Genomic DNA, 26,070 nt, shown 5'->3' on the forward strand with positions numbered 1-26,070 from the left:
ATAAAGATACTCCGATGAACCTCTTTCCCCACGTTTCCTTTTAGGATCCTATATCTATACTTTGGAGTCCAAACTATGTGATATTGGCACCTGTAGAAAACATGCGACGCTGACTCGTATCTGCTCATGCTATTTACCTCTCTTTATTTGCTGGTTACAAACAAAGTCAGTATTTAGCATGAGCAACCTTCAGGCATAGCCTAAATCGGACGTTCACCACCTCCATAGGAGGTGGTTTTAGAATGACAATAAAAAAGGCCGCCTTATGGCAGCCTTTATCTAAATCCTTAACTCTCTTTTCGAGAAAACCGCTTCGAGGCGCTTATGCGGGCCGATAGACCTTCACATTGTGATAACCCTGCTCTTGCAGATAAAGCGCCTGTAGCTTGCTCATGACGCCTCTGTCGCAATAAAGCAGATAGGTCTTCTCTTTATCAAGATCGGCAAACTGGGTGGCCAACTTAAAGAAAGGAATACACTTCACCTCGATACCATTAAGGTCAAGCGGGCTCTGCTCCTCCTCTTCCGGCGAGCGGATGTCCACCACCACTTCACCACCCGTGACCGCATCGACCGTCTCAGTCTCGGTGATCTTGGTATCCATGCTAACGGCGATGTCGCGAATGTCGATCACCTCGGCCGCCTCGACCACGCGGTCGATCAAGTCTTCGGAGAACTTCTCCTCCTCGGCCAGGATCTTACCCATCACCGCCTTCACCGTCGGCTTCTGCGAGATCACGCCGCAATATTCGGGGATCGACTTGGCAAAGTCTTCGGTACCGATCTCACGGCTCATGTTGATGATATCTTGCTTGTCCATCACGATCAGTGGACGCAGAATCAGCATGTCGGTGCTGCGATCGATCACATTCAGGTTGGTCAGGGTCTGGCTGGAAACCTGGCCCATGGCCTCACCGGTTACCAGCGCCTGGATCCCCATCTTCTCGGCGATACGGCTGGCGGCACGCATCATCATGCGCTTGAGGATAACGCCCATCTGGCCGTTATCTATCTTCTCTAGGATCTCCTGCACCACAGGATCGAACGGCACAGAGATAAACTTCACCTTGTGCGACTCGCCGTATTTCTGCCACAGATGATAGGCAACCTGCTTAACGCCTATCTCGTGCTGATCGCCGCCCAGGTTAAAGAAACAGTAATGGGTGCGAGAGCCGCGCTTGATAAACTGGAAGCTAGAGACGCCAGAGTCGAAGCCACCAGAGATCAGCGACAGCACATCTTCCTGGGTCGCCATAGGGAAACCGCCCAGACCCTCGATGCGCTTCTCCACCAAGTAGAGATGCTCGTTATCTATCTCCAGGTTGACCGTCATGTCGGGGTTCTTCAGCCTGACGCCAGCCGCCTCGGTAAACTGATTGAGTCCGCCGCCCACATAACGCTCCACCTCGATAGAGTTAAACTCATGCTTTCCGCTACGCTTAACGCGCACGCAGAAGGTCTTATCGGCGAGCTCTTCTTTATAGAGTGCCAGCGTCTGCTGGTAAATATCGTCCACCGACTCGAAGGTACTCTCACGCACCTGCAGCACATGGGCGATACCCGGAATACAGGCGAGACGCTCGGCGTAACGCGCTATCATCTCTGGCTTGTCTTCTGGCACCCTGACCATGATCTTATCCCACTGGCGCTGTACCCTGGCCTCTTCATCGACCTTGCGCAGCACGTTACGGATATTGGTTTCAAGCATCTTGGTAAAACGCATTCTTACCGGTTTGCTTTTCATCATGATTTCAGGAAAGAGTTTTACGATAAATTTCATGGGCGTTCCGCGGGAATAATTTTAAACAGCAATTTAGCCATTATACCAAGGCCGGTCCACAAATGCCCATAAATCAGCGACTCGGCAAGGATTTTATGCCACCAATCCCAAAGATGAGCATAATTTGTCCAAATTGAGATTATCCCCATAGCACAGGTCACACGCCTGCACCGCTAGAAGCAAAAAAGTCCACCTAAGTGGACTTTTATTGATGGATGGAGCTTAACCATTAAATGCGGCTATTGGCCGACCAAGATCTCATCTGACTCCTTGGCCTTACCCTGCTCGATGGCGATCTCAACCCTGCGGTTACGGGCCCGGTTGGCGGCGGAATCATTGGCGACCAGCGGTGCGGTATTGGCCATGCCAACCACCTTCATGCGCTGCTGATCAAATCCTGGCACACGCACCAGCTCATGGGCCACGGCCACGGCGCGTTTGCTGGAGAGATCCCAGTTCGAGCTGTAGAGCTCGTTACTGATATTCATATCATCCGTGTGACCCGAGACGGTAATGATCCCCGGCACATCCTTTAATAGCTCCCCTACGCGGCGGATCACCGGCTTAAACCTAGGCTGTAGGAAGCCAGAACCGGATGAGAAAGCGCCCTTTTCACGGATGCGAATGATGATCTGCTGCCCCAGAGACTCGATCTCAATCGCGCCATCGATGATCTCCTTGTTGAGCTCCTGAGCCATCTTCTTCACCTGATCGTTAATCTGATCCTGAGACGCCGCATCCTGTTTCTCCTGCTTGGCCTGAGCCTCAGCATCCGCCTCTTCCTGCGCGGTAGAGGAAGCCTCACCGCCACGCTGTTCGCCGCGTTGCTGCTGCACGCCGCCGGCGCTATCGTCGTCACCGGCCTGCACCTCGATGGTGGGCTCAGTCATCTCATTGGTCTGCTGATTGATGATCTCAATGGGTGTAGGCTCGGGTTTACCCGGACGAAACTCCAGGGCGATCACCGAGGTGCCCTTGGGGATATCTTTGACTTCAACCTTATTTTGTACACCGAAGGCATACTTCATCGAACCGGCGATCTGCTTGAACTTCATCACGTCCATCTCGGAGAAGGCCAGCAGCAGCACGAAGAAACACATCAATAGCGACATGAGGTCGGCAAAGGTTGCCAACCACATGGGCGCCCCGGCGGGCGGACAATCGCATTTGACCTTCTTAGCCATCTGGCTATTCCCCGTCCGTCGTGTCTATATTCCGCAGTTTCTCCGAGAGATAATTCTTTAAGAAACCCTCGATGACCCTAGGGTTTTGTCCGTCTTGAATGGCGAGCACCGCATCCATGATCAGGTTGCGATTGAGCATCTCCTCCCCCATGCGTAGCGAGAGTTTATCGGCGATCGGCAAGGCGATCATGTTGGCAATAATGGCGCCATAGAGAGTGGTTAACAAGGCCACCGCCATCGCCGGGCCGATAGATTTAGGGTCGTCCATGTTCGACAACATGGCCACCAGACCAATCAGGGTACCTATCATCCCCATGGCGGGGGCTACATCACCCAGCGCCTTGAAGATGCTGATGCCGGTCTTGTGGCGCTCTTCGGTCAGGGCGATATCTTTCTCTAGGGCTTCGCGCACCACATCACCGTCATGGCCGTCCACCAACATATCGACCGCTTTCTGCATGAAGCTGTTGCTGATCTCCGCCTCTTCCAGCGCCAGAAAGCCCCCCTTACGCGCCGCATCGGCCATGGTGACCGATTGCTCGATCAACTCGTCGGGCTTATCTATCTTGAACATGAAGGCTTTGGCGGCGATCTTGACCGCACCGAGGAACTGCTTGAGGTTAAATTTCATCATCACCACAAACAAAGAGCCTATCATTACGATAAGCACAGAGGGCACATCAACAAAGATGGCGATACCACCACTGCTGACCATAGCTCCGATAATAAAACCAAATGCACCAATCAGGCCTATCAGGGTCGCTAAATCCACAACTCTTCCTCATATACAGTATCGGCCGTTGCTAATACCTTGACCTAGGGATCAAGCTCTCAGTCAACACCATAATCATCTCGAGACAGGTCTCTACTCTACTCATTCTTGCAATGAAAGGCATCTCCTCGCCCCTGAGCGACGACACAAAAGTCGTCAATTAGACGGTATTTCGCCTAACCGCGGACAGGAGTTTACGATATAATATCTGACAAAATTGAGTATTGTTCTAATTCAATTATCGGACAGCTTACACGCAAGTTTAGCTACAAATTCAATTTTTTATAAAAAAACCTCCTTAAAGCGTGCTATTGCACAAATATACGACAGCGCAATTTGACCCCTAGGGTTGACTGAGATACTTTGTCTGTCGCTAAATTCTTGGGAAAATCACCGTGGCCAAAAAACCTGAAAACCTGACCTTCGAAGAGTCACTCACAGAATTAGAAAACATCGTCACCAGCCTGGAACAGGGCGATGTCTCTCTGGATGACGCCCTCAAACAATTTGAGCGCGGCATCAATCTGGTCAGAAACAGCCAAGGCAAACTCGAACAGGCCCAACAGAAAGTCTCTATCTTGACCCAGGAACAAGATCAACCCAGCTTGCAACCCTATCTGCCAGAGGGCGAATAATTGCTAAATGAAGCGATAACGCGATACCAGCAGCGCGTCGACGGCCAGCTGCGCCATTTTATCAATGCACAAGACGATACCGAGCCACAACTCAAGGCCGCCATGACACACGGCGCCCTGATTGGCGGCAAGCGTATTCGCCCCTTTCTGGTCTATGCCGTCGGTGAGATGCTGGGTGTGCCCCTTGAAAGGCTAGATGCCTGCGCAGCCGCCATCGAGTGTATCCATGCCTACTCGCTGATCCATGACGATCTACCGGCCATGGACGACGATGCCCTGCGCCGCGGCCAGCCAACCGTGCATATCGCCTTCGACGAGGCGACCGCCATACTGGCCGGCGATGCCCTGCAGACCTTGGCCTTCGAGATCATCAGTCAGGAAGGCAGCGAGCTGACCGCCAATCAACAACTGGCCATGGTGCGTGCCCTTGCTAAGGCATCTGGTTACGGCGGCATGTGCGGTGGTCAGGCGATGGACCTTAACGCCACCGACAAACAGATAGATCTCGAGACCCTAAAGCGGTTACACAGATTAAAAACCGGCGCCTTGATCCGCTGTGCAGTGGAATTACCTATCATTGCTGCCGAGGTCACAGATGAGCAGGCAAGCCATCTGATAACCTTTGCCGAAGCCATCGGTCTCGCCTTCCAGGTACAAGACGACGTGCTGGACATTATCGCCAGCACCGAAGAGCTGGGGAAACCCCAGGGCTCTGACTGTGAATCGAACAAGAGTACCTATCCGAAACTACTCGGTTTATCCGGGGCCCAAGCGACCGCGAAAAGTTTGATCGAAGACGCCCTATCAGCGCTGGCTAAATTACCATACAATAGCCAGTTAATTGCCGAATTCGCCCGTTTCATCATAGAGCGAAGAGTATAATAAAGAGCCAAAGAATCTCGCTATGAGTTTGGATATTACGAAATACCCTGTGCTGGCACAGGCCGACACCCCAGATGAATTAAGACAGCTTCCCCAGGGTGTACTACCAAAACTTGCTGACGAACTCAGAAGTTATCTCCTACAGTCGGTAGGCATCTCCAGTGGCCACTTTGCCTCTGGCCTGGGCACGGTCGAGCTGACGGTTGCCCTGCACTATGTCTACAACACGCCATTCGATCGCTTGATCTGGGACGTGGGCCACCAGGCCTACCCCCATAAGATCCTTACGGGTCGCCGGGACAAGATGCCGACCATACGTCAGAAAGGCGGTATTCACCCCTTCCCTTGGCGCGAAGAGAGCGAGTATGACACCTTCAGCGTCGGCCACTCTGGCACCTCCGTCAGTGCGGCGCTGGCCATGGCCGTTGCCGCCGAGAAGGAACAGGCGGGACGCAAGGTGGTGGCCGTTATCGGCGATGGCGCCATGACAGGCGGCATGGTATTTGAAGCCATGAACCACGCCGGCGATCTGCATAACGACATGTTAGTGGTGCTCAATGACAACGAGATGTCGATCTCCGAGAACGTCGGCGCGCTGAACAATCACCTGGCACAGCTGATGTCCGGTCGTCTCTACACTACGATCCGCGAGAACAGCAAGAAGGTGCTCAAGGGGATGCCTGTCATCAAAGAGATGGCCAAGCGCACCGAGGAGCATCTCAAAGGCATGGTCGTCCCCGGCACCATGTTTGAGGAGCTGGGCTTTAACTATATCGGCCCTATCGATGGCCACGATGTGGATGCACTGGTCGAGACCCTGCGCAACATGCGTAACCTCTCTGGCCCGCAGATATTGCACATCATGACCAAGAAGGGACGCGGTTATGAGCCGGCGGAGAAAGACCCCATCGGCTGGCACGCCGTGCCTAAGTTCGATCCATCGACCTTCGCCAAGCCCGCCGCCAAACCGGCTAACCCCACCTTCTCTCAGGTGTTCGGTCGCTGGCTATGTGACATGGCAGAGAAGGATGAGAAGGTGCTCGGGATCACCCCGGCCATGCGTGAAGGTTCAGGCATGGTAGAGTTCTCACAGCGCTTCCCGAAACAGTATTTCGATGCGGCCATCGCCGAACAACATGCGGTGACACTCGCGGCAGGCTTTGCCTGTGAGGGTTATAAGCCGGTACTGGCGATCTACTCTACCTTCCTGCAGCGCGGCTATGATCAGCTGATCCACGACGTGGCGTTGCAGAAACTGCCGGTGATCTTCGCCATCGACCGTGGCGGCATCGTCGGTCCAGACGGCCCGACCCACCAGGGCGCCTTCGATCTCAGCTATATGCGCGCCATTCCCAATATGGTGATCATGGCGCCATCGGATGAGAACGAGTGTCGCCAGATGCTCTACACAGGTTACTGCTACAACGAGGGACCGACGGCGATCCGTTACCCACGTGGCAGCGCCACCGGCGAGCCTCAGGTAGAAACCATGACCGCCTATGAGATAGGCAAGGGCCTCATCAAGCATGAAGGCAAGAAGATTGCCATCCTTAACTTCGGTACCACGCTCGCCGCAGCGAGTCAGGCAGCCGAGGCACTCGATGCCACCCTGGCCGACATGCGCTTCGTTAAGCCGCTAGATGTGGAGCTGGTGAAACAACTGGCCGCCAGCCATGATCTACTGGTGACGGTAGAAGAGAACGCCATCATGGGCGGCGCCGGCTCAGGCGTGCTAGAACTGCTACAGCAGCTTAAGCTGCCTATGCCTGTGCTCAACATCGGCCTGCCCGATGAGTTTATCAAGCATGGTGAGTGCGGCGAGATCCTGGCCGAGCTACAACTGGACGGCCCAGGCATCGAGGCGCAGATCCAAGCCTATCTGGCGGATTAAGCGCTAACTGTAGATAATAAAAAAGGCCTCAATATGAGGCCTTTTTTATTTGCTAATGGGCTGGCTTACGTTAGCTAGCTTGCGTTAACTAGCTTACGTTGGCGAGCTTACGCCTGAGTATCGACGCTGGCGCCGCCCTGAGACACCATCACCATGGCTGGACGCAACAGACGCTCGTTGAGCATATAACCTTTTTGCATCACCATCATCACGGTATTGGCCGGGAACTCTTCGCTAGGCTGCATACCGATCGCCTGGTGATGATCCGGGTTAAAGGCTTCACCCTGAGGATCGACCTGCGTCAGACCAAACTTTTCAACCGCGCTGGTGAAGCTCTTCAGTGTCAACTCAACCCCTTCGTAGATTGCCTTGGTGGCCTCATCTTCACTGCTGGTGCCTTGCAGGGCACGTTCCATGTTGTCGATAACGGGTAGCAGCTCGTTGGCAAACTTTTCCAGGGCAAACTTGTGCGCCTTCTCGACATCGAGCGCCGCACGGCGACGCACGTTTTCTACCTCGGCGGCGGCACGGACAACAGAATCTTTCTGCTCTTCCACCTTAGCCTCGGCGACGGCCAGGGCTTGCTCCAGCTCTTCAACACGGAAATTAGCTTGGGTAAGTTCGTCCATCAAACTGGCTGCATCTTCAACCACCTCGGTTTCAACTTCTACAGCTTCGGTTTCTTCAATCTGTGGTTCTTGGGCTTTGTTTGACTCTTTGCTCATTGTTACTCCAGCTAAAAATGCTTTGTTTCTGCATGCTCTGGGCATATTATGGGGATCAAATTTGAGGTTTCAAGCCCTAAGGCATGGATCAAACAGAAATATGACCAAAGCGTTTCACACAATCGGCTTAATCGGCAAACCCCATCACTCTGGGACCCATAAGACCCTAAAACGTCTGCACCACTGGTTGACCATGCAGTCATATGAGGTTTATGTCGAAGAGCGCGTTGCCGGCGAGATAGGGCCACAGGTGAAATCGGTGGATCTGCTGCAGATTGGCGAACATTGCGATCTGGCCATAGTAGTAGGGGGTGACGGTAATATGCTGGGCGCCGCACGCGTGCTAGCCCGCTTCGACGTTGGGGTAATAGGCGTTAACCGCGGCAACCTGGGCTTTCTCACCGACCTGCCCCCTGACACCTTCGAAGAAGCGCTGGGCAAGGTACTCCAGGGCGAGTATGAGACGGAGCACAGGTTCCTGCTGGAATCAGAGGTGCACAGACACGGCGAGATGAAGTCGAGCAATACCGCGGTCAACGAGGCGGTGCTCCACCCGGGAAAGATTGCCCACATGATCGAGTTTGAGGTCTATATCGATGACAAGTTCATGTACAGCCAACGCGCCGACGGCATGATAGTCTCCACCCCAACAGGGTCGACCGCCTACTCGCTGTCGGCCGGCGGGGCCATCCTGACGCCAAATCTGGAAGCCTTGATCCTGGTGCCCATGTTTCCCCATACCCTCTCCTGCCGCCCAATCGTGGTCGACGCCTGCAGCATCATCAAGCTGGTGGTGTCGCCAGACAACGGCGATGCGCTAGAGGTCAGCTGTGATGGTCACGTTACCCTACCCGTCTTGCCGGGAGATGAGATCATAGTGAGGCGCAGCAAAGAGCGACTAAGACTGATCCACCCCAAGGGCTACAACTACTTCCACGTGTTGAGAAATAAACTAGGCTGGGGCAGCAAACTGTTTTAATACCAATCACAGTAAATATGTGCTCAGAAATAGCGCAGGGAAAAACGCTTGAGAACAAAGCAGGATTTTTAGATAAGTAGTTATTCTACAATTAAAAATACTAATACAGTTATCGAGCGTTTTAACAAGCGAGAATGATCAATTGTTTATTACGATTGGTATAAGGTCAATGTTGCATTAAAAAGCCCGCATATTCGCGGGCTTTTTGTTATTTAACTCTATAGTCCAGCTGCACACTGACCTCAGCCGGTACAGGCTTGCCGTCGACAAATTTAGGCGCGTAGCGCCAGCGCTTAATGGCCTTTAGCGACTCGCGGGTAAACTGCTGCCCACCCTCCGAGGCCAACACCACAGGATCCCGCACGAATCCCTGCTCATCCACGGTAAAGGACATCTGGGTCCAGCCCTCCCGGCGATCTCTGGCATAGGAGATAGGATACTTTGGCGCTTCCCGATAGAGGGGGGACTGCTCCTGTTCATCGGACCAGGGCTTCATGCTGCCAATCGCCACACAATGCTGGGTCGACTTATCACTCTCGCCTTCGGCCTCAAAAATCTCCACCAGACGGGCATGGGCGGCCAGTTTGTAGGGGTGGCTAAAATCGAGCACTGAGAATTGCTTGATCACCTCCTCCAGCAGGGGGATGGCCCTATCGTACTTCTTCTCTGCCGCCTTGATCATGCCCACATAATAGGTGGCCTTGAGCCTTGCCATCGCATCGGCCGGCATCTCGTGACGATAGATCTCATAGGCTTCCAGCGCCTCGTCACGTATATCCCGGGTATAAAAGCGGGTCGAGGCTAAACCATGGAAGGTCAACATCTTCACCTCGGCCAGCAGCAAAGGCTTGTCGGCATCCTGTGCGATGGAGATCGCCTGTTTAAACAGATCCACCTTCTCTTTTGACGCCTCCATGGTCTGGGCGGCGCCAATTAACGGATCGACAAGCTCGATGGCATCGCGGCCGAAGTGTTTTCGGTAGACCTGAATGACATTATCGAAATGCTTGTGCGCGGCCTGGGTATCGCCATTTTCCTGTAGCGCGGTGGCCAGATTAAGCTCGAGATTAACCAGATCGATACTGTCGGACTCGAAATAGCCCTGGCCCAAATCATAGGCTTTGGCGGCGGTAAGCGCCACCTGAGCTTTGTCTTGTCGCGCCAGTGCCTGCTGATAGGCGGCGTAGCTTTCGCTAAAGGGGGAGGCGACACAAAGAGGCGCGGCAAACTGCGCGCACAACATCAGGGCAAGACCTGATAACGACTTCTTCATAGTGAACAAATATCCTTATTTGTGATACTGAGGCCTTCTCTTACCGAGAATGGCTTAGAAAAATTAGCTGCCAGAAATAGCCTTGCCTAACACAGTTAGGATACGCCCGCCTTGGCACACCCTGTGTATCGACTCGTGGCTGGCCAACTAAAATCCCCTCTAGGGTAACAGGAATCTACGCCAACTTAAATTACTTGCTTAACTTAATCCCTTGGAAAACCTAGTTTAAATCCTTGGAAAGCCTAGTTAAAGCGTAAATCATCCAGACAGTCAGGAGTAAGGAGCAGCTGGCGAGGGAGATCCACACACCGGTGACGCCGAAGAGCCAGGCAAATAGATAGAGCACCATGGCAATCAACACCAGCTTGCTACCTGTCAATATCGAGGCCTCCCTGGAGCGATTGATGGCCTGGAAGAAGGCTGCCCCGACCAGAATCAGCCCCTCAAACGGCAGTCCCCAGAAGTAGAGACGCATCCCCTCTGTCGCCACCGGTGTCAGTTCGGAATTGTCACCGGCGAAGATGTAGACCAGATATTCAGGCGCCCAGTAGATGAAGGCAACCCCCGCCAGCGCGGTCGCTAATGTCATGATGATCACCAGCCTCAGGGTCTCGAACACCCGATCGAACCGCTTGGCCCCGGTATTGAAACTAAACAGGGGCTGGGTGCCGAAGGCGATCCCCTCGAAGATCAGATAAAACAAGGCCTCGGCGTAACTGACGACCCCATAGGCCGCCACATGGATGGGACCGCCGACCCGGAGAAACGCCATGTTGTGCAGGGTCAGGACGATAGACAGATAGAGGTTCATCAAGAAGCTCGGCACACCGACCCTGAGGATATTGCTGCAATGATCCAGATTCAGCCGCATCTGCTGCCAGTCGATCCCCAGGCGGGTCCGCTTGGTGAAGAAATGCTGCAGACAGGCGAGCGCCGTAAAGGCCTGACATATCATGGTGGCGATGGCGGCGCCCGCGAGACCGTATGGGAAGACTACGATCAGCAACCAATCCAGCAGGACATTCAGACATCCGGAGAGGATGAGGACAAGGGTAACGAAACCGGGACGGCCATCGTTACGCAGCAAGGCGGTAAAGGCGATTGCCAACACGGGAAAGACCCCGAGCGCAAAATACCAGAATAGATACTGCTCGGCGCTGGCCAGCACCTCTCCCTCGGCGCCGAGCCAAATGAGTACCGTCTGGCTCCAATGGGTGCCGAGCAAGGCCAGGCCTGTGCCAGCCAAGAGACACAGGGTGAAGGCATTGCCCAGCAGGTGCCGCGCCCGGGCCACATCTTTTAGCCCTAGGTTGATCGATACCAGCGAGGCGGCGCCCATGCCAATTAACGCACCTACCGCATAGAGTATCGCGCCGACGGGATAGGCCAGCATCATACCGGCCAGGCCCACCTCGCCAAGATAGTGGCCGACAAACATGCCGTCGATGGCCACATAGACGCCGGTCACCACCATGGAGAGTATGGTGGGAATGGCGTAGCGCCACACCAATTTAGGAATGGGGGCTGTGGCTAGATCGGAGTGCGCATCACTCCCGGAGACGACATGACTCTCAGACATGGTATTAAATCGACACAGAAACGACTATTGGAGAGCGAAGATATCAGATAGCCAGGCGTTTAGGGAAGGTGCGAACAAGTCGTCGCACAGCTCTGGCTTTGATAGCAGCGACAGTTCAAGGCATTCAACTGAGGGCATGCCGAGGCCTGCTGAAGTTGAATAACGCCGAAATGGTGTTGCTATCAAAGCCCCGCAGGGCGAGGCTTACTGCGGTATTTGCTGCGTTACAGTTCTTGCGAAGGACTAGGGCCATTCGCTGCAAACTGTGCCTTGCATCTATCCACTTTAAGCACACGCAGAGCAAGCAAGGCCGCGATCCCTTCATCTGTTATCATCACCGCCTTGAGGCGTAAATAACCCTGTTGTTTTACCCAGGCCACCAGCGCCTCAAAATCAAACTCGTAGCGATAGTCGAACACCCAGCCCAGGGTATATCGTCCTTCATGTTGATTACTGGCGCGGTAGATCCCCTGCTCGTCGAATTGCAGAGTTTGTGCCTCGGGCGCCTCTTCGAAGGGCAAAGTAGGCCTTTGCAGCGCGCCAGTCAGACTAGCTCCTAATGTTTGCCTTGCTGGCATCTGGGCACGCCAGGCAGTGGGCCGCTGAAAATAGTGCAGATTAAGAGATTGATATAAGGCGGCGTCATTTTCCAAGAGCAGCTTTGACACCTGCACAGGCATGACCTCGGCTTTGATCGCTTGCTGCGTCAGGTAAGCCTCTAGCCGCTTAACGTCATCGTCACTCGCCAGATCCATCTTGTTGGCCAGGATAAGGTCGGCGATGTGAAGCTGCTGGGTAAACAGTTCACTCTCAAGATAACGCGGGTCGTTGAGTTTTCTGGGGTCTACCAGGCAGAGACTGGCACGCATCGACAGCACCTGCTGAAAATGTCCCTGACTCAGGGTCTCGACGATCGCCTTGGGATGGCCCAAGCCTGTGGGCTCGATAAACAGACGATCCGGCTTGGCCTTGGCAATCAGTTGATTGACCGCCACCTGAATGGGCACCCCGGCAGCGCAGCAGAGACAGCCCCCCGCCACCTCCTTGATGGCCACATCACCGCCCTCGCCCCTGAGCAATTCGCCATCTATGCCTATCTCGCCAAATTCATTGACCAGCACGGCCCAGGTTTCCCCCACCGGCTTATGGGCGAGCAGATACTGGATAAAACTGGTTTTGCCCACACCGAGAAAACCAGTGACGACATGGGTAGGAATAGGCTTTAGGATCATTGGCGGCACCACACTGAAAAATCGCCCCCAGTGTAGAGTGCGCGCCTGAGATTGCAAAGGGTTTTAATTCAAACCAAGTTGCGCGCAGCCAGCTAACAGCCTAGGGTCTGTTGACCTTTCCTGTTTGTTTTTGCAGCATTTTGTTGGGGATTTATACAAGGCAGAGCCTGTGTAGTGTAGTTAATCTACATGAACGGGAGATAACGCCGTAGAAATGGCCTACAAAAGCTGCCCGAAGGGTTCGTCTTGAGCACGTTCAACGCTTTGTTACTCGGCTTTTATATAGAATAACTATACTCCAAGCCTCCTGTCGCGATTTGAACGTGCTCAATTAGAACAAAACTTGTTCTCAAAAGGTCAACAGGCCCTAGCGCTTGCCCTTGAAGGACTTTCCATTTGATGGCCGCCTCGCTTTATCGCGACTCTGTGCGTTCTTGCTATGCCGTCCGCCAAACTTCTGCCCCTTGCCTTTCTTAAACTGATTGGCCTTAGGCTGTACGGCGGCGTCGAGCTCGTGATACCTGGCCGGTAGCGGCGCCCCCAGTTCATATCCAGGTTGCACCTCCCGGGGCAAGGTCTTGCCAATGAGGGCCTCGACCTCTGCCAATGCGGCCTCATCTTGCTTGGCGACGAAAGAGATGCTGACCCCGCTGAGACCGGCGCGGCCGGTGCGGCCGATACGATGCACATAGTCCTGGGGCTCGTCCGGCAGTTCCAGATTAATCACTAGGGGCAAGGCGGTGATATCCAGGCCGCGGGCGGCGACATCGGTCGCCACCAGAACCCGCAGCTCGCCCGCCTTAAACTGCTCCAGCGCCCTATTGCGCGCGCCCTGGGTCTTATCGCCATGAAACACGGCGTTCTTAATGCCATCGAGTTTCAGCTCGCGATGCAGCCGCTCGGCGCTCTCCTTGGTGTTGACGAAAACCAACACCTGCTGCCAATTATTGCGACCGATAAGCTCCGCCAGCAGCTCAGCCTTACGCCGGCCATCTAAGGGATAGACCTTCTGCTCAATCTGCGGGCCGCCACTTGTGCAGGCCACATTAAACCACTCAGGCTCATTCAGCATCTTAGTGGCCAGCGCCTTCACCTCCGGCGTAAAGGTTGCCGAGAACAGCATGGTCGAGTGAGTGTCACAGAGCAGTCGTTTGGTTCGCTCGATATCTCTCACGAAGCCCATATCGAACATGCGATCCGCCTCATCGACAATGAGCTGTTCCACCGTCTCCAGGCTCAGCCCATGTTGCCCCAATAGGTCGAATAATCGCCCCGGCGTGGCCACCAGGATATCGACCCCTTTCGCCAAAGCCTTACGCTGTGGGTTGATGTTGGCGCCGCCATAGACGGCCAAGGTCGTCAGCTCGGTGAACTGGCTATAGCGAACTATGCTCTCTGCCACCTGTATCGCCAGCTCCCGTGTTGGAGTCAGCACCAGGGCACTGAGCTGTCCAAGCCGTCTGGGTTGATTCAGCAGGCGCTGCAACAACACGAAGCTAAAGGCCGCCGTCTTGCCGGTTCCCGTCTGGGCGCAGGCCATCAGATCCCGCCCGCCAAGGGCGCAGGGGATCACCTTGGCCTGAACCTGTGTCAGGCTGGTGTAGCCGCAGGCCTCGGCCGCCTGGGCTAGGGTGGGATCTAACGGGAGGGCATCGAAGTTCATGGGCAACCTGCAAGCTGACAAAAAGTGAGCGCGGAGTCTAGCAAAAAGCGCCCCATAAAGGTAACGCTATCTTCACATCAAGGGTTAGTGCGCCGGTGGATTAACATAGCGGCGCTCAAACTCCGGCAACGAGACCGGCTTGGAGTAGAGGTAGCCCTGGGCAAAATCACACCCCGCTTTGGCCAGAATGTCGTGCTGGAACTGAGTCTCGACGCCTTCGGCTATCACCTTGATCCCTAACTTGTGGGCCATGACAATGATCGCCTCACACAGCGCCACGCCATCGCTATCGGACTCGAGGTTACGGGTAAATGACTGATCGATTTTGAGATAATCTATGTCGAATTTCTTCAGGTAGGCCAGCGACGAATAGCCGGTACCAAAGTCATCCAGAGACACCTGAATACCGGCATCGCGATAGGAGAGCAACTTGTCGGTCACTCCCATCGAGGCGTCCAGCAGCAGGCCTTCGGTGATCTCGACACAGATGGCATTGCTGGAGAGCTCGAGATGCCGCAGCAGTGCCAGCCAGTCGCTGAAGCTATCTCCCTCGTCCCTAAACTGAATAGGCGACTTGTTGATGCTTATCTGGATCTCGACCCCATACTGGGTTCGCCAGCGGGCGCTCTGCTGGGCAGCCTTCTCAAATACCCAGTTACCTATGTCGTTGATCAGCCCAGTCTCTTCCGCCACGGGAATAAACTCGCCCGGCGAGACCAGACCACGTTGGGGGTGCACCCAGCGGATCAGGGCCTCCGCCTTATAGACCTGCTGTTTCTCCATATCGACGATAGGCTGGTAGAAGAGCTCAAACTCTTTACGATTGATAGCATTGCGGAGATCTTTGATCAGCGCCATACGATAACGGGCATATTCCTGCATCGAAGGAGTAAAGTAATGGAAACGGTTGCGTCCCTGCTCCTTGGCGGCGTACATGGCCTGATCCGCATGCTTGAGCAGCCCCTCGATACTGGTGGCATCATCTGGGTAGATGGTAATGCCGATGCTGGCGCTGATATAGGCTGTCTCATCCTCCAGGCTATAAGGCTCGGCGATGCGCTCGAGTATGCTCTGGGCCACCCGCTCGACGCCGCTGGGTGAATCGATACCCGAGAGCACCACGGTAAACTCATCGCCCCCCAGGCGCGCCACCACATCCGACTCACGGATACAGCCCTTGAGGCGTTTGGCCGTCTCCTGCAAAAGCAGATCGCCCATGTCGTGGCCCAGGGTGTCGTTGACCTCCTTGAAGAAATCCAGATCGAGAAACATCAGCGCAAAATGGCTTCGGTTACGGTCGATACGCAATATCTCAGTATTGAGATATTCCAGCAACATGCGCCGGTTTGGCAGGCCAGTCAGGGGATCGTAGTTAGCTTGTTTCCAGATGATATGTTCCGCCTCTTTCTTCTCGGTAATATCTGAAAACAGTGCCACCCGGCGATACACACCACCGTGTTGGTCGAAGATGGTGTTGATGGTCAACCAGACCATATACTCTTCGCCGTTCTTGCTCTTAATCCACAGCTCTCCCTGCCAGTAGCCGGTGTCGCGAATAGAGCGGTTCATCTCATCGTACTGGCTCCTCGGGGTGCGAGAGCTTTGCAATATCCGGATATTCTTGGCCAGCGCCTCCGCCTCGTTATAACCTGTGATCGCGGTAAAGGCGGCATTGATGGTAATGATATTGCCCTTATGATCCTGCACGCTCATGGCTTCACTGGAGTTGTTATACACGGATGCTGCCAGCTCCAGCGATTCCTGCACCTTCTTCTGCTCGGTAACGTCCGAGTGGACGCCGCACATACGGGTCGGCAGGCCATTACGGTCGCGACTCACCACCTTACCCGTATCCAACATCCAGTGCTCTTCGCCGCTGAGGCTGATCAGCCGGTATTCGATGTAATGCTTCTGGGTCTCCCCCTTGAGGTGACGGTCGATGGAATTAAGCACCGCCATCCTGTCCTGGGGATGGATGGCATCGACCCAGATGCGGCTATCGCTGCTAAGCTTATCGAGATCGCACCCCAGCACCTTGGCGCACCAAGGGTTACGCCTGGTCTCATTACTCTTGATATCCCAGTCCCACATGCCGAGATCGCTACTCTCCAGCACCAGCGTCAAACGCTCCTGGCTGGTGCGCATCGCCATCTCCGCCCGCTTGTGCTCTGTGATATCGATAAGCCCGGCAATCACCATGTCCACCACGTTATGGTTACGGCGACAGGCCACCGTGAGATGGGTGTAGACTATCTCACCGTCCTTGGCGACGAAGCGCTTGTCCATCTCATAGGCATCAATCTCCCCCTTGAGCATGCGCTGAAACTCGGCCATATCCGCCTTAAGATCTTCAAAATAGGTCAGCTCGCTCCAGGTACGGTTAAGCAGCTCAGTCTCAGAGTATTTGAGCATCTTGCACAGGCGGGGATTGACCTTGACCCAATGCTGATCCACCGAGGTGATGGCGATCCCCATGTTGCCGACATTGAATTGGGAACGAAAAATAAAATCGTCCTGCAACTGGATCTTGGCATCTCTCTCAACCTCCAGGCGTCTGGCCAATAACATCCCCAGCAAGGCAGTTACGATGGGGAAGATCAACATCACAGGCGCGGCGATCTGCAGCAGGAGATCGACAAACATGGAGAAGGGAAGAATAAACAGCAGCGACAGGGTCGAGAAGTGCAGCAGGAAACCAAACAGATACAGCTCGAGAAAATTGAGATCGGCGATGGTGGTCTTTCGATAGTAACGCCACAGGCTACCAAACAGGGCCGACACCACAATCACTGTCACCCCCACCAACATGCCCTCTCCCCCCTGAAACATGCGATAGGCACAGGCTACAGATGCGGCGACGAAGGTGGGAAGGCCACCAAAAAAGAGGCCACTGATGGCCAACACCACGGAGCGGGTGTCGATAAATACCCCAGGCTGATATTCCCAAGAGGTCATCATGGTCAGCACGGTCACACTGCCGATGATCATCCCGATGATGAGACGCCACAACAGAAAATGCTCACGACGCTGCTGACGCGGTATCGCGTCATAGATAAATACCATAATCAACAAGAGCGCGGCATTTTGAGAGAGCGAAAATAACGTATCTTGATTCATACAAGTTTTAATTTTCTCGGGGCTAAGTTTTTTATTATCAACCTGATAACATCATTCAGAGTGTAGCAGAAGCCTCGAGAAAAATACCCACTAAATCATAATAAGCCAATGATTTTGAAAGCCTCTCGCGCTCCCCCCTAAGCCTTTGCCCTACAATACAAATCACCGTCTAACATCCATCTTGCAGTCCAAATCGCCTAGGGAGCGAACAGATGTAGCCAGCATGCTACAAAATTCCAACCGATTGCCGCAGTAATGCGGTTGATCTCCCTCGAAAACCCCTTATTATGAGCAAAATAAGGACGCGACCGCTGCAAGGAATCTGATGTTGCACCCCATCTTATCTCGGCAAATCAATTACCTCATCTCTGGCCTGATATTCATGCTGGCGCTTTTTAGCCTCACCGCCACCAGCCAAGAGCTGGATATAGCCTCTATCGATGGCCCGTCGACGCCGCTTAAGGTCAAGCTGGCCGCCGAAGATAACTGGGCCCCTTTTGCCGATCCCTATGGCAAGGGGTTATCCCACCGCCTAGTCAAACAGGCCTTTGCCCGGAGCAATGTCGACGTCGATAGTCTGGTTGTCTCCTATGCCCGCGGTGTCGTGATGACCAAACAGGGCATAGTCGATGGCGTCTTTAGTCTACATAAGGAGCGCAAAACTCAGGAGGCCTTTGTCTTCGGCAAGGAGCCACTGTTTACCACCTCAGCCTCCTTCTACCAAAATAATGCCCATCCGCTACAGGCAGAAGACAAATGGCACCTGCCCCAGGGACTGCTGGTCGGCATCATCAAGGGCTATGAATATGGCGATGAGCTGTCGCAGCTTAAGCAGCTCAGGCTAGTCGAGGTAGATAACCACAATCAGCTGATTAACCTCTTGCTGCTCAACCGCATCGATGCCGCCATCATGTACGACGAGGTGGCCAATCAATACCTTGGTCAGATGGGGGTCGCCAAGGTGATTAGCCGCAGCGTACACAACCACACAGGCGATCTCTACGTGGCCTTCTCCAAGCAGCGCCCCAACGCTCAGCTATTTGCCGACAAACTGGATCAGGGCCTCAAGGCCCTCAAGCAAGACGGCAGCTATCAGTCCATAATGAACAGCCTACAGGCGATCGCCAGCAAGTAGATCGCCAGCTAATCGCCCACTAGGGCCTGTTGATCTTTGCCGTTTGTTTTTGCAGCAGTTTGAAGGCGATTTATACAAGGCAGAGCCTGTGTCGTGTAGTCTTCTACACAAACTGGCGATAACGCTGTAGAAATGGCCTACAAACGCTGCCCAACGGGTTCACCTAAACGCGCGCTGCACTTTGTTGTTCGCCATTCACATAGAGTAACTATGCTTCATGGCTCTCGCCTCGCGCAAAACGCGTTTAGATTGAACAAAAATTAAACTTGAAAGATCAACAGGCCCTAGCAAGAAGTGCCGCGCCAGACTCAGAATATGCTATGCTGGCGCCTCTCCTAATATAGCGTTATTTAGCCCAGACTCCAGATGAAGCCAGACGATAAATTCAGCCCAACCTTTCACTTTCCGGTGCAGATCTACTACGAAGATACCGACTTCTCCGGCGTGGTGTACCATCCCAACTTTTTGAAATACTTCGAGCGCGCCCGCGAACATGTGATCGGCGCCGAACGATTAGCGGCGCTTTGGCAGCAACACGGCCTGGGCTTCGCCGTCTATCGCAGCGACATGCTCTGCCATGAAGGGGTGGAGTTTGCCGACGTAGTGGATGTACGCACTCGCTTCTACTTCGAGAGCAAGTATCGCACCGTCTGGCAGCAGGAGATCTGGCGACCCAATGGCGTCAAGCCAGCGGTCACCGCCCATATCGAAATGGTCTGTATGAATAAGGCGAGGCAGCTCTGCCCCATGACGCCGCCCCTCATTGAGGAGCTCAGTCGCCACTTCAGCCAGACCGTCAATCTCTGAAATCTGGATCTGTATTCAATCTAGCGCTTTATTAAATCTAGCGCTTTATTAAATCTAGCGCTTTATTAAATCTAGAGCTTTATTAAATCCAAGGGCCTTTATTAAAACCTAGGTCTTTTGAACCACCTTAGCCCAGCGGTCGATTCAATTTACGCCAGTGCATCTCAAGCTCTGGCGCTCGCATCGGTTTGGCATAGATCTCCCCCTGCACCTTATCGACCCCCATCTCTTGCAATAGCTCAAACACAGGCATCTGCTCGACACCCTCGACGGTCACCGAAAAGTCCAGCCCCTTGGCCAGCTCGACGGCGCTGCGAACGATATGCAGCGCCCGAGGATCGGACTCGATCCCGGTGAGAAAGGCCCTGTCTATCTTAACTTCGTCCACCGGCAGATGCTTGAGGTAGGCCAGCGAAGAGTGGCCGGTACCAAAGTCATCTATGGCCACCTTGACCCCGGCGCGCTTGAGGCGATTCAACACGGCCACTGTGCGCACCATGTCTGTCATCAGCTGGCTCTCGGTGATCTCGATCGACAACACCTGGGCGCTGAGCCCATGCTGTTTTAGACGGCTAATGATCCGCTCGCTCAATTGCTTCTCGCTCAGATCATCAATCGCCAGGTTAATCGCCAGCTGCAGGCGAATATCACTCTCCTGCCAGCGCACCTGTTGCAACAACACCTGATCGATCACCCACTGACTGAGCAAGCTGATCATCCCAGCGTATTCCAGCAGCGGGATAAACTCGCCCGGAGAGATGGGACCAAGCACTGAACTGTCCCAGCGGATCAGGGCCTCGGCATGGGTACAATCTCCGGTGGCCAGATTATATTTGGGCTGAAACACCAGGTAGAGCTCGTTCTGCTCCAGCGCCTTGGGAAAACAACTGACTATGGTCAACTGCCTGTGTTGACTGCGATCGTCTCCCTCCTGATAGGCGGCAATATAGTTGCTGGCGGACTTGGCCCGCACCAATGCCAAGTCCAGACGGCGCAGCATCTGGCTGACGTCGGCGTGGTGCATGGACAGGTCGAGATAGCCAAGTTGCAGCTGTAAATTGATCACTGTGCCTTTGATGCTGATGGGCTGCGCCAGCCCCTGCTGAAAGACGACAAGCTCGGCTTCACTCATGGGAGTATGAAAATAGATCAGAAACTCATCTTCATTCATCCGCGCCAGGATATCCTTGTCGCCGATGCGCCGCGCCAGCCGCTCGGCCAGGGCCTGCAGCAACTTGTCTCCCAGGGAGAAACCAAAGAGATCATTCACATAGCGAAAGCGGTGAATATCGATAAGCACAAACATCCCCTGAGTGAGGGGCATCTTACGGGTCAGTTTGGCCTTGAGGCCGACACGATTGAGCAGTCCGGTCAGCTTATCGCGCCCCTTGGGTGGCGGCAGCTGTTTCAGCAGGTGTTGCAGCTGCACATATAGCGGGATATAGCGGTAGGGAATGCTGGCAATATTGAGGGGCTGACGCACCTTATGTTGCTGGCTCAGCTGAGTCACCAGACGTTTAAGAAACTTGAGCTCAGTGCGCCTACGCCAGTACCAATAGATGATACCAGCGATGCCGATTGCTATCAGATAAACAATTAACCAAATCAGCTCAGTTGCCGTCACACTATCCCTAATGTTTTGATAGATAAAGAAACGACAAGACGGATCGGCAGACGCTGCCGACCGGGCCTTATCTATTCATAACTTAATTTAATCGAATGGTAGTTGTCGAGAAACTCATCCGATCCCAGATATTCTGGGCTCACGGGTAAACCACGCTTAACGAACACATCCAGGCGTTCTTCCAGCTCATGACCGGCGCGCAGTTCGCCCGTATAGAAGGCCGCCGCACGCACGAAGTCCAGATAGGTCACCTGCTCTGGCAGATAGGGAAGATCCGCCCAGCGCTCGACCACTTCCATCACCTCGGGAGAGAAGTCCCAGCTCTTGAGCACCGCGCGTCCGAGTGGTCCTTGCATCTTTCTCACCAGCGCCCTGAGTTGCTCTATGCTGGTAAACAGATGAGGATTGGCCTCGGCCTCGGTCAATACCGGCAAGGCACCGATATTATGCACCAGGCTCGCCAGGGTCAGGGTATCGTAGTTGAGCCCACAAGCCTTGTGGGTCTTGGAATACTTGAGTAGCAGGGCGCAGGCCGCCGAGGTCACCTCGATAGAGGCACGCCACACCTCGTCCATCACCTCCCAGACCATCTCATTGGTAGAGATGAACAGCTGCTCCATGGCCACAGAGGTCGCGATCGCCTTGATCTGTGTCAGGCCGATACGGGTCACCGCGGCATTGATGTTTTCCGCCTTTATACCACGGCTATACATGGCACTGTTGGCCACCTTGATCATACGGGCCGAGATGGCAGCATCCTGACCGATAATTTCGGCCACCTGCTTAGGGCTGGAGTCGGGGCGGGAAACCACCTCCTGAACGCGCATTGCTACCTCGGGCAAAGTTGGCAAGATCAGCGCATCTGCCTTTAACTTTTTAAGTAACCCCACCAGTAGTTGATGCTCGCTAGACATGCAAACTCCTTAATAAACCTATGCCCATATTGATATTGCCAGAGAGTATATCAGCACTCTTGCTAACCGTGATGGTAAAAATCGTCCATCCAGTTAAGAATTTGTGTAATTTTAGCTAAGTTTCAGATTATTGGTTATTAATTGGCTTAATTTTATCCTTCATCTCAGGTTTTGTCCTAGGCTATGGCGCACTGTCGATAAAATAAACAACTTCTAATTTGCATAAGCCTTGCCCCATTGAGTAAAATGCCCGCCCCAAGTTTGTTCGATACCTGTTAATTGAGAGAAATGATGTTTAAACCTGAGCTGCTGTCTCCTGCCGGGACCCTAAAAAATATGCGTTATGCCTTCGCATATGGCGCCGATGCGGTCTACGCGGGCCAACCGAGATATAGCCTGCGTGTCAGAAACAACGATTTCAAGATGGAAAACCTCGCAACGGGTATCCAAGAGGCCCACAGCCTGGGCAAGAAACTCTATGTGGTGAGCAACATCGCCCCTCACAACACTAAGCTCAAGACCTATATCAAGGATATGGAGCCTGTGGTGGCCATGCAGCCCGACGCGCTGATCATGTCAGACCCGGGTCTTATCATGATGGTGCGCGAGGCCTTCCCGGATCAGACGGTGCATCTGTCGGTGCAGGCCAACGCCATCAACTGGGCCTCGGTCAAGTTCTGGCAACAACAGGGGATCAAGCGTGTGATCCTCTCCCGCGAACTGTCACTGGATGAGATCGAAGAGATACGCCAGCGCTGTCCAGACATCGAACTCGAGGTCTTCGTTCACGGCGCGCTCTGCATGGCCTACTCGGGTCGCTGCCTGCTATCGGGTTATATCAACAAGCGCGACCCTAACCAGGGGACCTGCACCAACGCCTGCCGCTGGAAGTACGACGCCCATGAGGCGGTGCAGACAGAAACTGGCGACATTGTGGCGGTTAATCCTGAGGTGCAGATGCACAACCCAACCCTGGGTGAAGGTGCGCCAAGCAACGAAATCGTCTTGCTGCAAGAGGCGGGACGTCCAGGCGAATATATGCCGGCGTTTGAAGATGAGCATGGTACCTACATCATGAACTCCAAGGATCTGCGCGCCATCCAGCACGTGGAACGTCTGACCAAGATGGGCGTAGACTCACTGAAGATCGAAGGCCGTACCAAGTCCTTCTACTATGTGGCCCGTACCGCCCAGCTCTATCGCCAGGCGATCGAAGATGCCGCGGCCGGCCGCGAGTTTAATCCGGCGCTCATGTACCAACTCGAAGGACTGGCGCATCGCGGTTACACCGAGGGCTTCCTGCGTCGTCACGTACACGACGAATACCAGAACTATGATTACGGCTACTCCATCAGCGATACCCAGCAGTTTGTCGGCGAATTTACCGGTAAGCGTAACGCTAAGGGAATGGCCGAGATCGACGTGAAGAACAAGTTCTCCGTCGGTGACAGCGTCGAGCTGATGACCCCTCAGGGCAACATTAACCTGACCATAGAACACCTGGAAAACCGCAAAGGCGAGAGCGTCGAGGCGGGGCTAGGTTCGGGGCACTTCGTTTATCTGCCGGTACCGGCCGAGGTCGAGGTTGAGCGCGCCATTTTGATGCGTAACCTCACCGGTGAGCAGAGCACACGTCAGCCGCACCCATAAGTGCCAGCTAGCGTAAACACACCTAATAAATAGCCCGAGAATCTCGGGCTATTTTTTTACTCACGAAAAAGCGTCTAGCTCATTGCCGCGCCCTCTGTCTGCCACAGCGACAACTCACCCGGCTCCCGTGGCTTGCTCAATCAAGAGCGAAGAGGTTAATACTTGCGGTAGCCCCCTTGGCTCAAGATTTCCCTTTTGATACCAGAGATATAAGGGCACACCAGAGCGTTGATGTTTTGCCAGGAAACGGGTGTTCTCAGGATCGCCATCTGTCCAGTCGCCTAGCATCACCGCCGTGTTGCTGCGGGCGAAAGCGGCCTGGGTCGCCTGCCGCTCTATGGCCGTCTTCTCATTCACCTTGCAGGTTAAGCACCAGTCGGCACTGAAATAGACGAAGACATCCTGCTTTTTGACCAGGGCCGAGAGAGCCTGTTCATCGAACGCCATAACCCCTGAGGTCTCGGCATCCGCCTCAATCGCATTAGCCGCGCTCGCCGAATTAGCCGCCTTGGCGCTCATGCCGGGAGACACAGTCATCAGGGTCCCGCCTGTTATGATCAACACCAATACCAGAGGCCACCACGGCCTTTGGCGCCCCGTCTGTTGGAATAGTCCGGTGAGCCATAACCCCAGACTCAGCAGCAAGACCAGCAGTAGCGCAACAAGCACGTATTGATTGTCAGACTGCTGCATCAATACCCAGACCAGGCCTAGGGCAGTGTAGTGGCATAGTGAATTTGGCCACCTGAATAGACGAAGTGATAGACTCACTTCCAGAGAAAAGGTGGTAGAAATGAAGAACACAAGACCGACATACAGTGCAGAGTTCAAATTAGAAGCTGCGCAGCTGGTAACGAAACAGGGATACAGCATAACTGAGGCTGCAAGCGCGATGGGCGTGAGTAATTCAGCCATGCGTAAATGGGTAAACCAGCTTCGACAGGAGCAGCAAGGCGTATCACCCAAAGGCGCACCGCTCACCCCCGAACAACAGCGGATCCGTGAGCTGGAGAAGAAAATCCGCCGCATTGAAGAAGAGAACACCATTTTAAAAAAGGCTACGGCTCTCTTGATGTCAGACTCACTGAACAGTTCTCGTTAGTCGAGAAACTCAGGAAGAGCCATAGCGTAAAGCGGATTTGTTCAGTATTTAGTATTCACCGCAGCAGTTACAAGTATTGGCGAAGCAGACCTATCACCATTGATTCGAAGCAGATAAAGTTGCACAGCACTGAGGAATCCCCTGATAACTTTGAGATAAATCATGAAATTAGAGTGAACTTACACCTTGGAATGTGATCTGATTAAGCGCAAACAAAAAACAATCACGGACTTCCAAGGTGCAAGCATTAACTATCTTACATCAATCCCTCTATCAACATTGCCCAGAAATTCACCAAAAGCGTCTAAATACCCTCATGGTTGCCTGCCGGGCTCTCATTGATTCAGACCGTCTTACATTGACCGCTTTAGGTCGAAATTCACCAAAAGCGTCTAAATACCCTCATGGTTGCCTGCCGGGCTCTCATTGATTCAGACCGTCTTACATTGACCGCTTTAGGTCGTCATATTGATGGAACTCATGCGCAAACCAAACATTCGATTAAGCGTATCGACAGGTTGCTCGGCAACCATCATCTTCATCACGAGAGACTAGCGGTCTACCAATGGCATGCTAAGTGGTTACTGACACAGCACACCATGCCCATTGTTTTGGTGGATTGGTCTGATATGMGTGAAGGGCGCGAACTCATTGCCCTGAGGGCCTCTATCGCCATTAAGGGGCGTTCAATCMCCCTTTATGAGCGAACATTTCCCWTAGCGCTGCAAGGAACKCAAACTGCTCATAATCAGTTTCTCAATGAGCTTCATAGGGTGTTACCTGCAAACGTCACCCCGCTGATAGTCACCGATGCAGGGTTTCGTAATCCCTGGTTTAGAAAGGTGGAGCAACTTGGTTGGTACTGGCTCGGTCGGGCTAGAGGATTGAGTGTTTATCGCCTTCATCCCTTTGGCCGTCAATTTTCACTTAAAGCGCTCTATGCCAGAGCAAGTAGCCGCGCCAAGTATGTTGGTCGGGTAGCCTTATCGGTCAAGAAGCCTTTGCTCTGTGAGATGGTATTGTTTAAGGCACGAGGTAAAGGACGTAAAGGTCAGCGCAGTACGACGACCGACTGTCATCATACCGCCCAATGGACCTATGAGCTGACGGCAAAAGAGCCTTGGGC

General features: G+C 53.8%; 20 protein-coding genes and 2 pseudogenes. 9 read left to right on the forward strand and 13 right to left on the reverse strand.

Features of this window, described 5'->3' with window-relative positions; translation table 11 throughout:
* The 4 genes from L1D47_RS14150 to pomA form a co-directional block, all read right to left on the reverse strand.
* Positions 1-128: transposase (locus tag L1D47_RS14150; RefSeq protein ID WP_239885742.1), on the reverse strand; the 128-nt coding region annotated here is incomplete at its 3' end.
* A gap of 194 nt (positions 129-322) precedes the next feature.
* Positions 323-1,780, reverse strand: coding sequence for a tRNA uracil 4-sulfurtransferase ThiI (gene thiI / locus L1D47_RS14155; protein WP_239885721.1), 1,458 nt, complete (start codon positions 1,778-1,780; stop codon positions 323-325).
* Positions 1,781-2,019: 239 nt separating this feature from the next.
* Positions 2,020-2,964 (reverse strand): flagellar motor protein MotB, encoded by a 945-nt coding sequence (locus L1D47_RS14160; protein ID WP_041509151.1) that lies wholly within the window; start codon positions 2,962-2,964, stop codon positions 2,020-2,022.
* A gap of 4 nt (positions 2,965-2,968) precedes the next feature.
* On the reverse strand, positions 2,969-3,736 hold the full coding sequence (gene pomA / locus L1D47_RS14165) for a flagellar motor protein PomA (protein WP_041509150.1): 768 nt from the start codon (positions 3,734-3,736) through the stop codon (positions 2,969-2,971).
* A gap of 395 nt (positions 3,737-4,131) precedes the next feature.
* On the opposite strand from pomA, the gene xseB reads away from it, so the two are divergent.
* Genes xseB through dxs form a run of 3 tightly spaced genes read left to right on the forward strand, consistent with a single transcriptional unit; the run spans position 4,132 to position 7,144 of the window.
* The gene (xseB, locus tag L1D47_RS14170) at positions 4,132-4,371 is read left to right on the forward strand and encodes an exodeoxyribonuclease VII small subunit (protein WP_011866566.1); all 240 of its coding nucleotides are present in this window, start codon (positions 4,132-4,134) and stop codon (positions 4,369-4,371) included.
* Positions 4,372-5,253 (forward strand): (2E,6E)-farnesyl diphosphate synthase, encoded by an 882-nt coding sequence (gene ispA, locus L1D47_RS14175; protein ID WP_239885722.1) that lies wholly within the window; start codon positions 4,372-4,374, stop codon positions 5,251-5,253.
* Positions 5,254-5,275: 22 nt separating this feature from the next.
* Positions 5,276-7,144 (forward strand): 1-deoxy-D-xylulose-5-phosphate synthase, encoded by a 1,869-nt coding sequence (dxs, locus tag L1D47_RS14180; RefSeq protein WP_239885724.1) that lies wholly within the window; start codon positions 5,276-5,278, stop codon positions 7,142-7,144.
* A gap of 107 nt (positions 7,145-7,251) precedes the next feature.
* On the opposite strand, the gene grpE is transcribed toward dxs, so the two are convergent.
* Positions 7,252-7,869 carry a nucleotide exchange factor GrpE gene (gene grpE / locus L1D47_RS14185; RefSeq protein ID WP_239885727.1) on the reverse strand — a complete coding sequence of 206 codons (618 nt, stop codon included), beginning with the start codon at positions 7,867-7,869 and terminating at the stop codon, positions 7,252-7,254.
* A 100-nt stretch (positions 7,870-7,969) separates the two neighbouring features.
* Between grpE and nadK the strand changes: the two genes are divergently transcribed.
* Positions 7,970-8,848 carry an NAD(+) kinase gene (nadK, locus tag L1D47_RS14190; RefSeq protein ID WP_041509146.1) on the forward strand — a complete coding sequence of 293 codons (879 nt, stop codon included), beginning with the start codon at positions 7,970-7,972 and terminating at the stop codon, positions 8,846-8,848.
* 208 nt (positions 8,849-9,056) lie between these two features.
* Here nadK and L1D47_RS14195 read toward each other — a convergent pair whose 3' ends face one another.
* From L1D47_RS14195 to L1D47_RS14220, 5 genes are all read right to left on the reverse strand, one after another.
* On the reverse strand, positions 9,057-10,121 hold the full coding sequence (locus L1D47_RS14195; protein WP_239885729.1) for a TonB family protein: 1,065 nt from the start codon (positions 10,119-10,121) through the stop codon (positions 9,057-9,059).
* A gap of 220 nt (positions 10,122-10,341) precedes the next feature.
* The gene (locus L1D47_RS14200; RefSeq protein WP_239885731.1) at positions 10,342-11,700 is read right to left on the reverse strand and encodes an MATE family efflux transporter; all 1,359 of its coding nucleotides are present in this window, start codon (positions 11,698-11,700) and stop codon (positions 10,342-10,344) included.
* A gap of 224 nt (positions 11,701-11,924) precedes the next feature.
* The gene (locus L1D47_RS14205) at positions 11,925-12,932 is read right to left on the reverse strand and encodes a GTP-binding protein (protein WP_239885733.1); all 1,008 of its coding nucleotides are present in this window, start codon (positions 12,930-12,932) and stop codon (positions 11,925-11,927) included.
* Positions 12,933-13,299: 367 nt separating this feature from the next.
* Positions 13,300-14,595 carry a DEAD/DEAH box helicase gene (locus L1D47_RS14215; RefSeq protein ID WP_239885735.1) on the reverse strand — a complete coding sequence of 432 codons (1,296 nt, stop codon included), beginning with the start codon at positions 14,593-14,595 and terminating at the stop codon, positions 13,300-13,302.
* 84 nt (positions 14,596-14,679) lie between these two features.
* A complete protein-coding gene (locus tag L1D47_RS14220; protein WP_239885737.1) occupies positions 14,680-17,712 on the reverse strand; it encodes an EAL domain-containing protein in 3,033 nt (1,010 codons plus the stop codon).
* Positions 17,713-18,037: 325 nt separating this feature from the next.
* Here L1D47_RS14220 and L1D47_RS14225 point away from each other — a divergent pair, with 325 nt between their 5' ends.
* Together L1D47_RS14225 and L1D47_RS14230 are read left to right on the forward strand one after the other, a co-directional pair.
* Positions 18,038-18,847: a transporter substrate-binding domain-containing protein gene (locus L1D47_RS14225; RefSeq protein ID WP_239885738.1), complete on the forward strand. Its 810-nt coding sequence runs from the start codon at positions 18,038-18,040 to the stop codon at positions 18,845-18,847.
* Between the two features lie 366 nt (positions 18,848-19,213).
* The gene (locus L1D47_RS14230; protein WP_041509140.1) at positions 19,214-19,654 is read left to right on the forward strand and encodes a thioesterase family protein; all 441 of its coding nucleotides are present in this window, start codon (positions 19,214-19,216) and stop codon (positions 19,652-19,654) included.
* A 127-nt stretch (positions 19,655-19,781) separates the two neighbouring features.
* Here the strand turns inward: L1D47_RS14230 and L1D47_RS14235 are convergent, their stop codons facing one another.
* Positions 19,782-21,278 (reverse strand): bifunctional diguanylate cyclase/phosphodiesterase, encoded by a 1,497-nt coding sequence (locus L1D47_RS14235; protein WP_239885740.1) that lies wholly within the window; start codon positions 21,276-21,278, stop codon positions 19,782-19,784.
* A gap of 71 nt (positions 21,279-21,349) precedes the next feature.
* Positions 21,350-22,192 (reverse strand): HDOD domain-containing protein, encoded by an 843-nt coding sequence (locus L1D47_RS14240; RefSeq protein WP_041509138.1) that lies wholly within the window; start codon positions 22,190-22,192, stop codon positions 21,350-21,352.
* A 291-nt stretch (positions 22,193-22,483) separates the two neighbouring features.
* Here L1D47_RS14240 and yegQ point away from each other — a divergent pair, with 291 nt between their 5' ends.
* Entirely contained in the window at positions 22,484-23,842 is a 1,359-nt protein-coding gene (gene yegQ, locus L1D47_RS14245; protein WP_041509137.1) for a tRNA 5-hydroxyuridine modification protein YegQ, read from the forward strand.
* A 114-nt stretch (positions 23,843-23,956) separates the two neighbouring features.
* Here the strand turns inward: yegQ and L1D47_RS14250 are convergent, their stop codons facing one another.
* On the reverse strand, positions 23,957-24,535 hold the full coding sequence (locus tag L1D47_RS14250; protein WP_239885743.1) for a thioredoxin family protein: 579 nt from the start codon (positions 24,533-24,535) through the stop codon (positions 23,957-23,959).
* Positions 24,536-24,635: 100 nt separating this feature from the next.
* Between L1D47_RS14250 and L1D47_RS14255 the strand changes: the two are divergent.
* Positions 24,636-25,066: pseudogene (locus L1D47_RS14255) on the forward strand (transposase); the annotation flags it as partial.
* Positions 25,067-25,182: 116 nt separating this feature from the next.
* A pseudogene (locus L1D47_RS14260) lies at positions 25,183-26,070 on the forward strand (IS4 family transposase); the annotation flags it as partial.

The organism is Shewanella sp. Isolate7, assembly GCF_022398425.1.
In the GTDB taxonomy this organism is placed as follows: Bacteria; Pseudomonadota; Gammaproteobacteria; order Enterobacterales; family Shewanellaceae; genus Shewanella.

What these genes read in the sequence shown, in the direction of transcription:
- L1D47_RS14220 (WP_239885737.1), bottom strand. Translation starts at nt 17,712, where the DNA reads ATGAATCAAGATACGTTATTTTCGCTCTCTCAAAATGCCGCGCTCTTG.
- L1D47_RS14225 (WP_239885738.1), top strand. Translation starts at nt 18,038, where the DNA reads ATGTTGCACCCCATCTTATCTCGGCAAATCAATTACCTCATCTCTGGC.
- dxs (WP_239885724.1), top strand. Translation starts at nt 5,276, where the DNA reads ATGAGTTTGGATATTACGAAATACCCTGTGCTGGCACAGGCCGACACC.
- L1D47_RS14200 (WP_239885731.1), bottom strand. Translation starts at nt 11,700, where the DNA reads ATGTCTGAGAGTCATGTCGTCTCCGGGAGTGATGCGCACTCCGATCTA.
- L1D47_RS14250 (WP_239885743.1), bottom strand. Translation starts at nt 24,535, where the DNA reads ATGCAGCAGTCTGACAATCAATACGTGCTTGTTGCGCTACTGCTGGTC.
- yegQ (WP_041509137.1), top strand. Translation starts at nt 22,484, where the DNA reads ATGTTTAAACCTGAGCTGCTGTCTCCTGCCGGGACCCTAAAAAATATG.
- L1D47_RS14240 (WP_041509138.1), bottom strand. Translation starts at nt 22,192, where the DNA reads ATGTCTAGCGAGCATCAACTACTGGTGGGGTTACTTAAAAAGTTAAAG.
- thiI (WP_239885721.1), bottom strand. Translation starts at nt 1,780, where the DNA reads ATGAAATTTATCGTAAAACTCTTTCCTGAAATCATGATGAAAAGCAAA.
- L1D47_RS14205 (WP_239885733.1), bottom strand. Translation starts at nt 12,932, where the DNA reads ATGATCCTAAAGCCTATTCCTACCCATGTCGTCACTGGTTTTCTCGGT.
- nadK (WP_041509146.1), top strand. Translation starts at nt 7,970, where the DNA reads ATGACCAAAGCGTTTCACACAATCGGCTTAATCGGCAAACCCCATCAC.
- L1D47_RS14195 (WP_239885729.1), bottom strand. Translation starts at nt 10,121, where the DNA reads ATGAAGAAGTCGTTATCAGGTCTTGCCCTGATGTTGTGCGCGCAGTTT.
- L1D47_RS14215 (WP_239885735.1), bottom strand. Translation starts at nt 14,595, where the DNA reads ATGAACTTCGATGCCCTCCCGTTAGATCCCACCCTAGCCCAGGCGGCC.
- L1D47_RS14160 (WP_041509151.1), bottom strand. Translation starts at nt 2,964, where the DNA reads ATGGCTAAGAAGGTCAAATGCGATTGTCCGCCCGCCGGGGCGCCCATG.
- L1D47_RS14230 (WP_041509140.1), top strand. Translation starts at nt 19,214, where the DNA reads ATGAAGCCAGACGATAAATTCAGCCCAACCTTTCACTTTCCGGTGCAG.
- grpE (WP_239885727.1), bottom strand. Translation starts at nt 7,869, where the DNA reads ATGAGCAAAGAGTCAAACAAAGCCCAAGAACCACAGATTGAAGAAACC.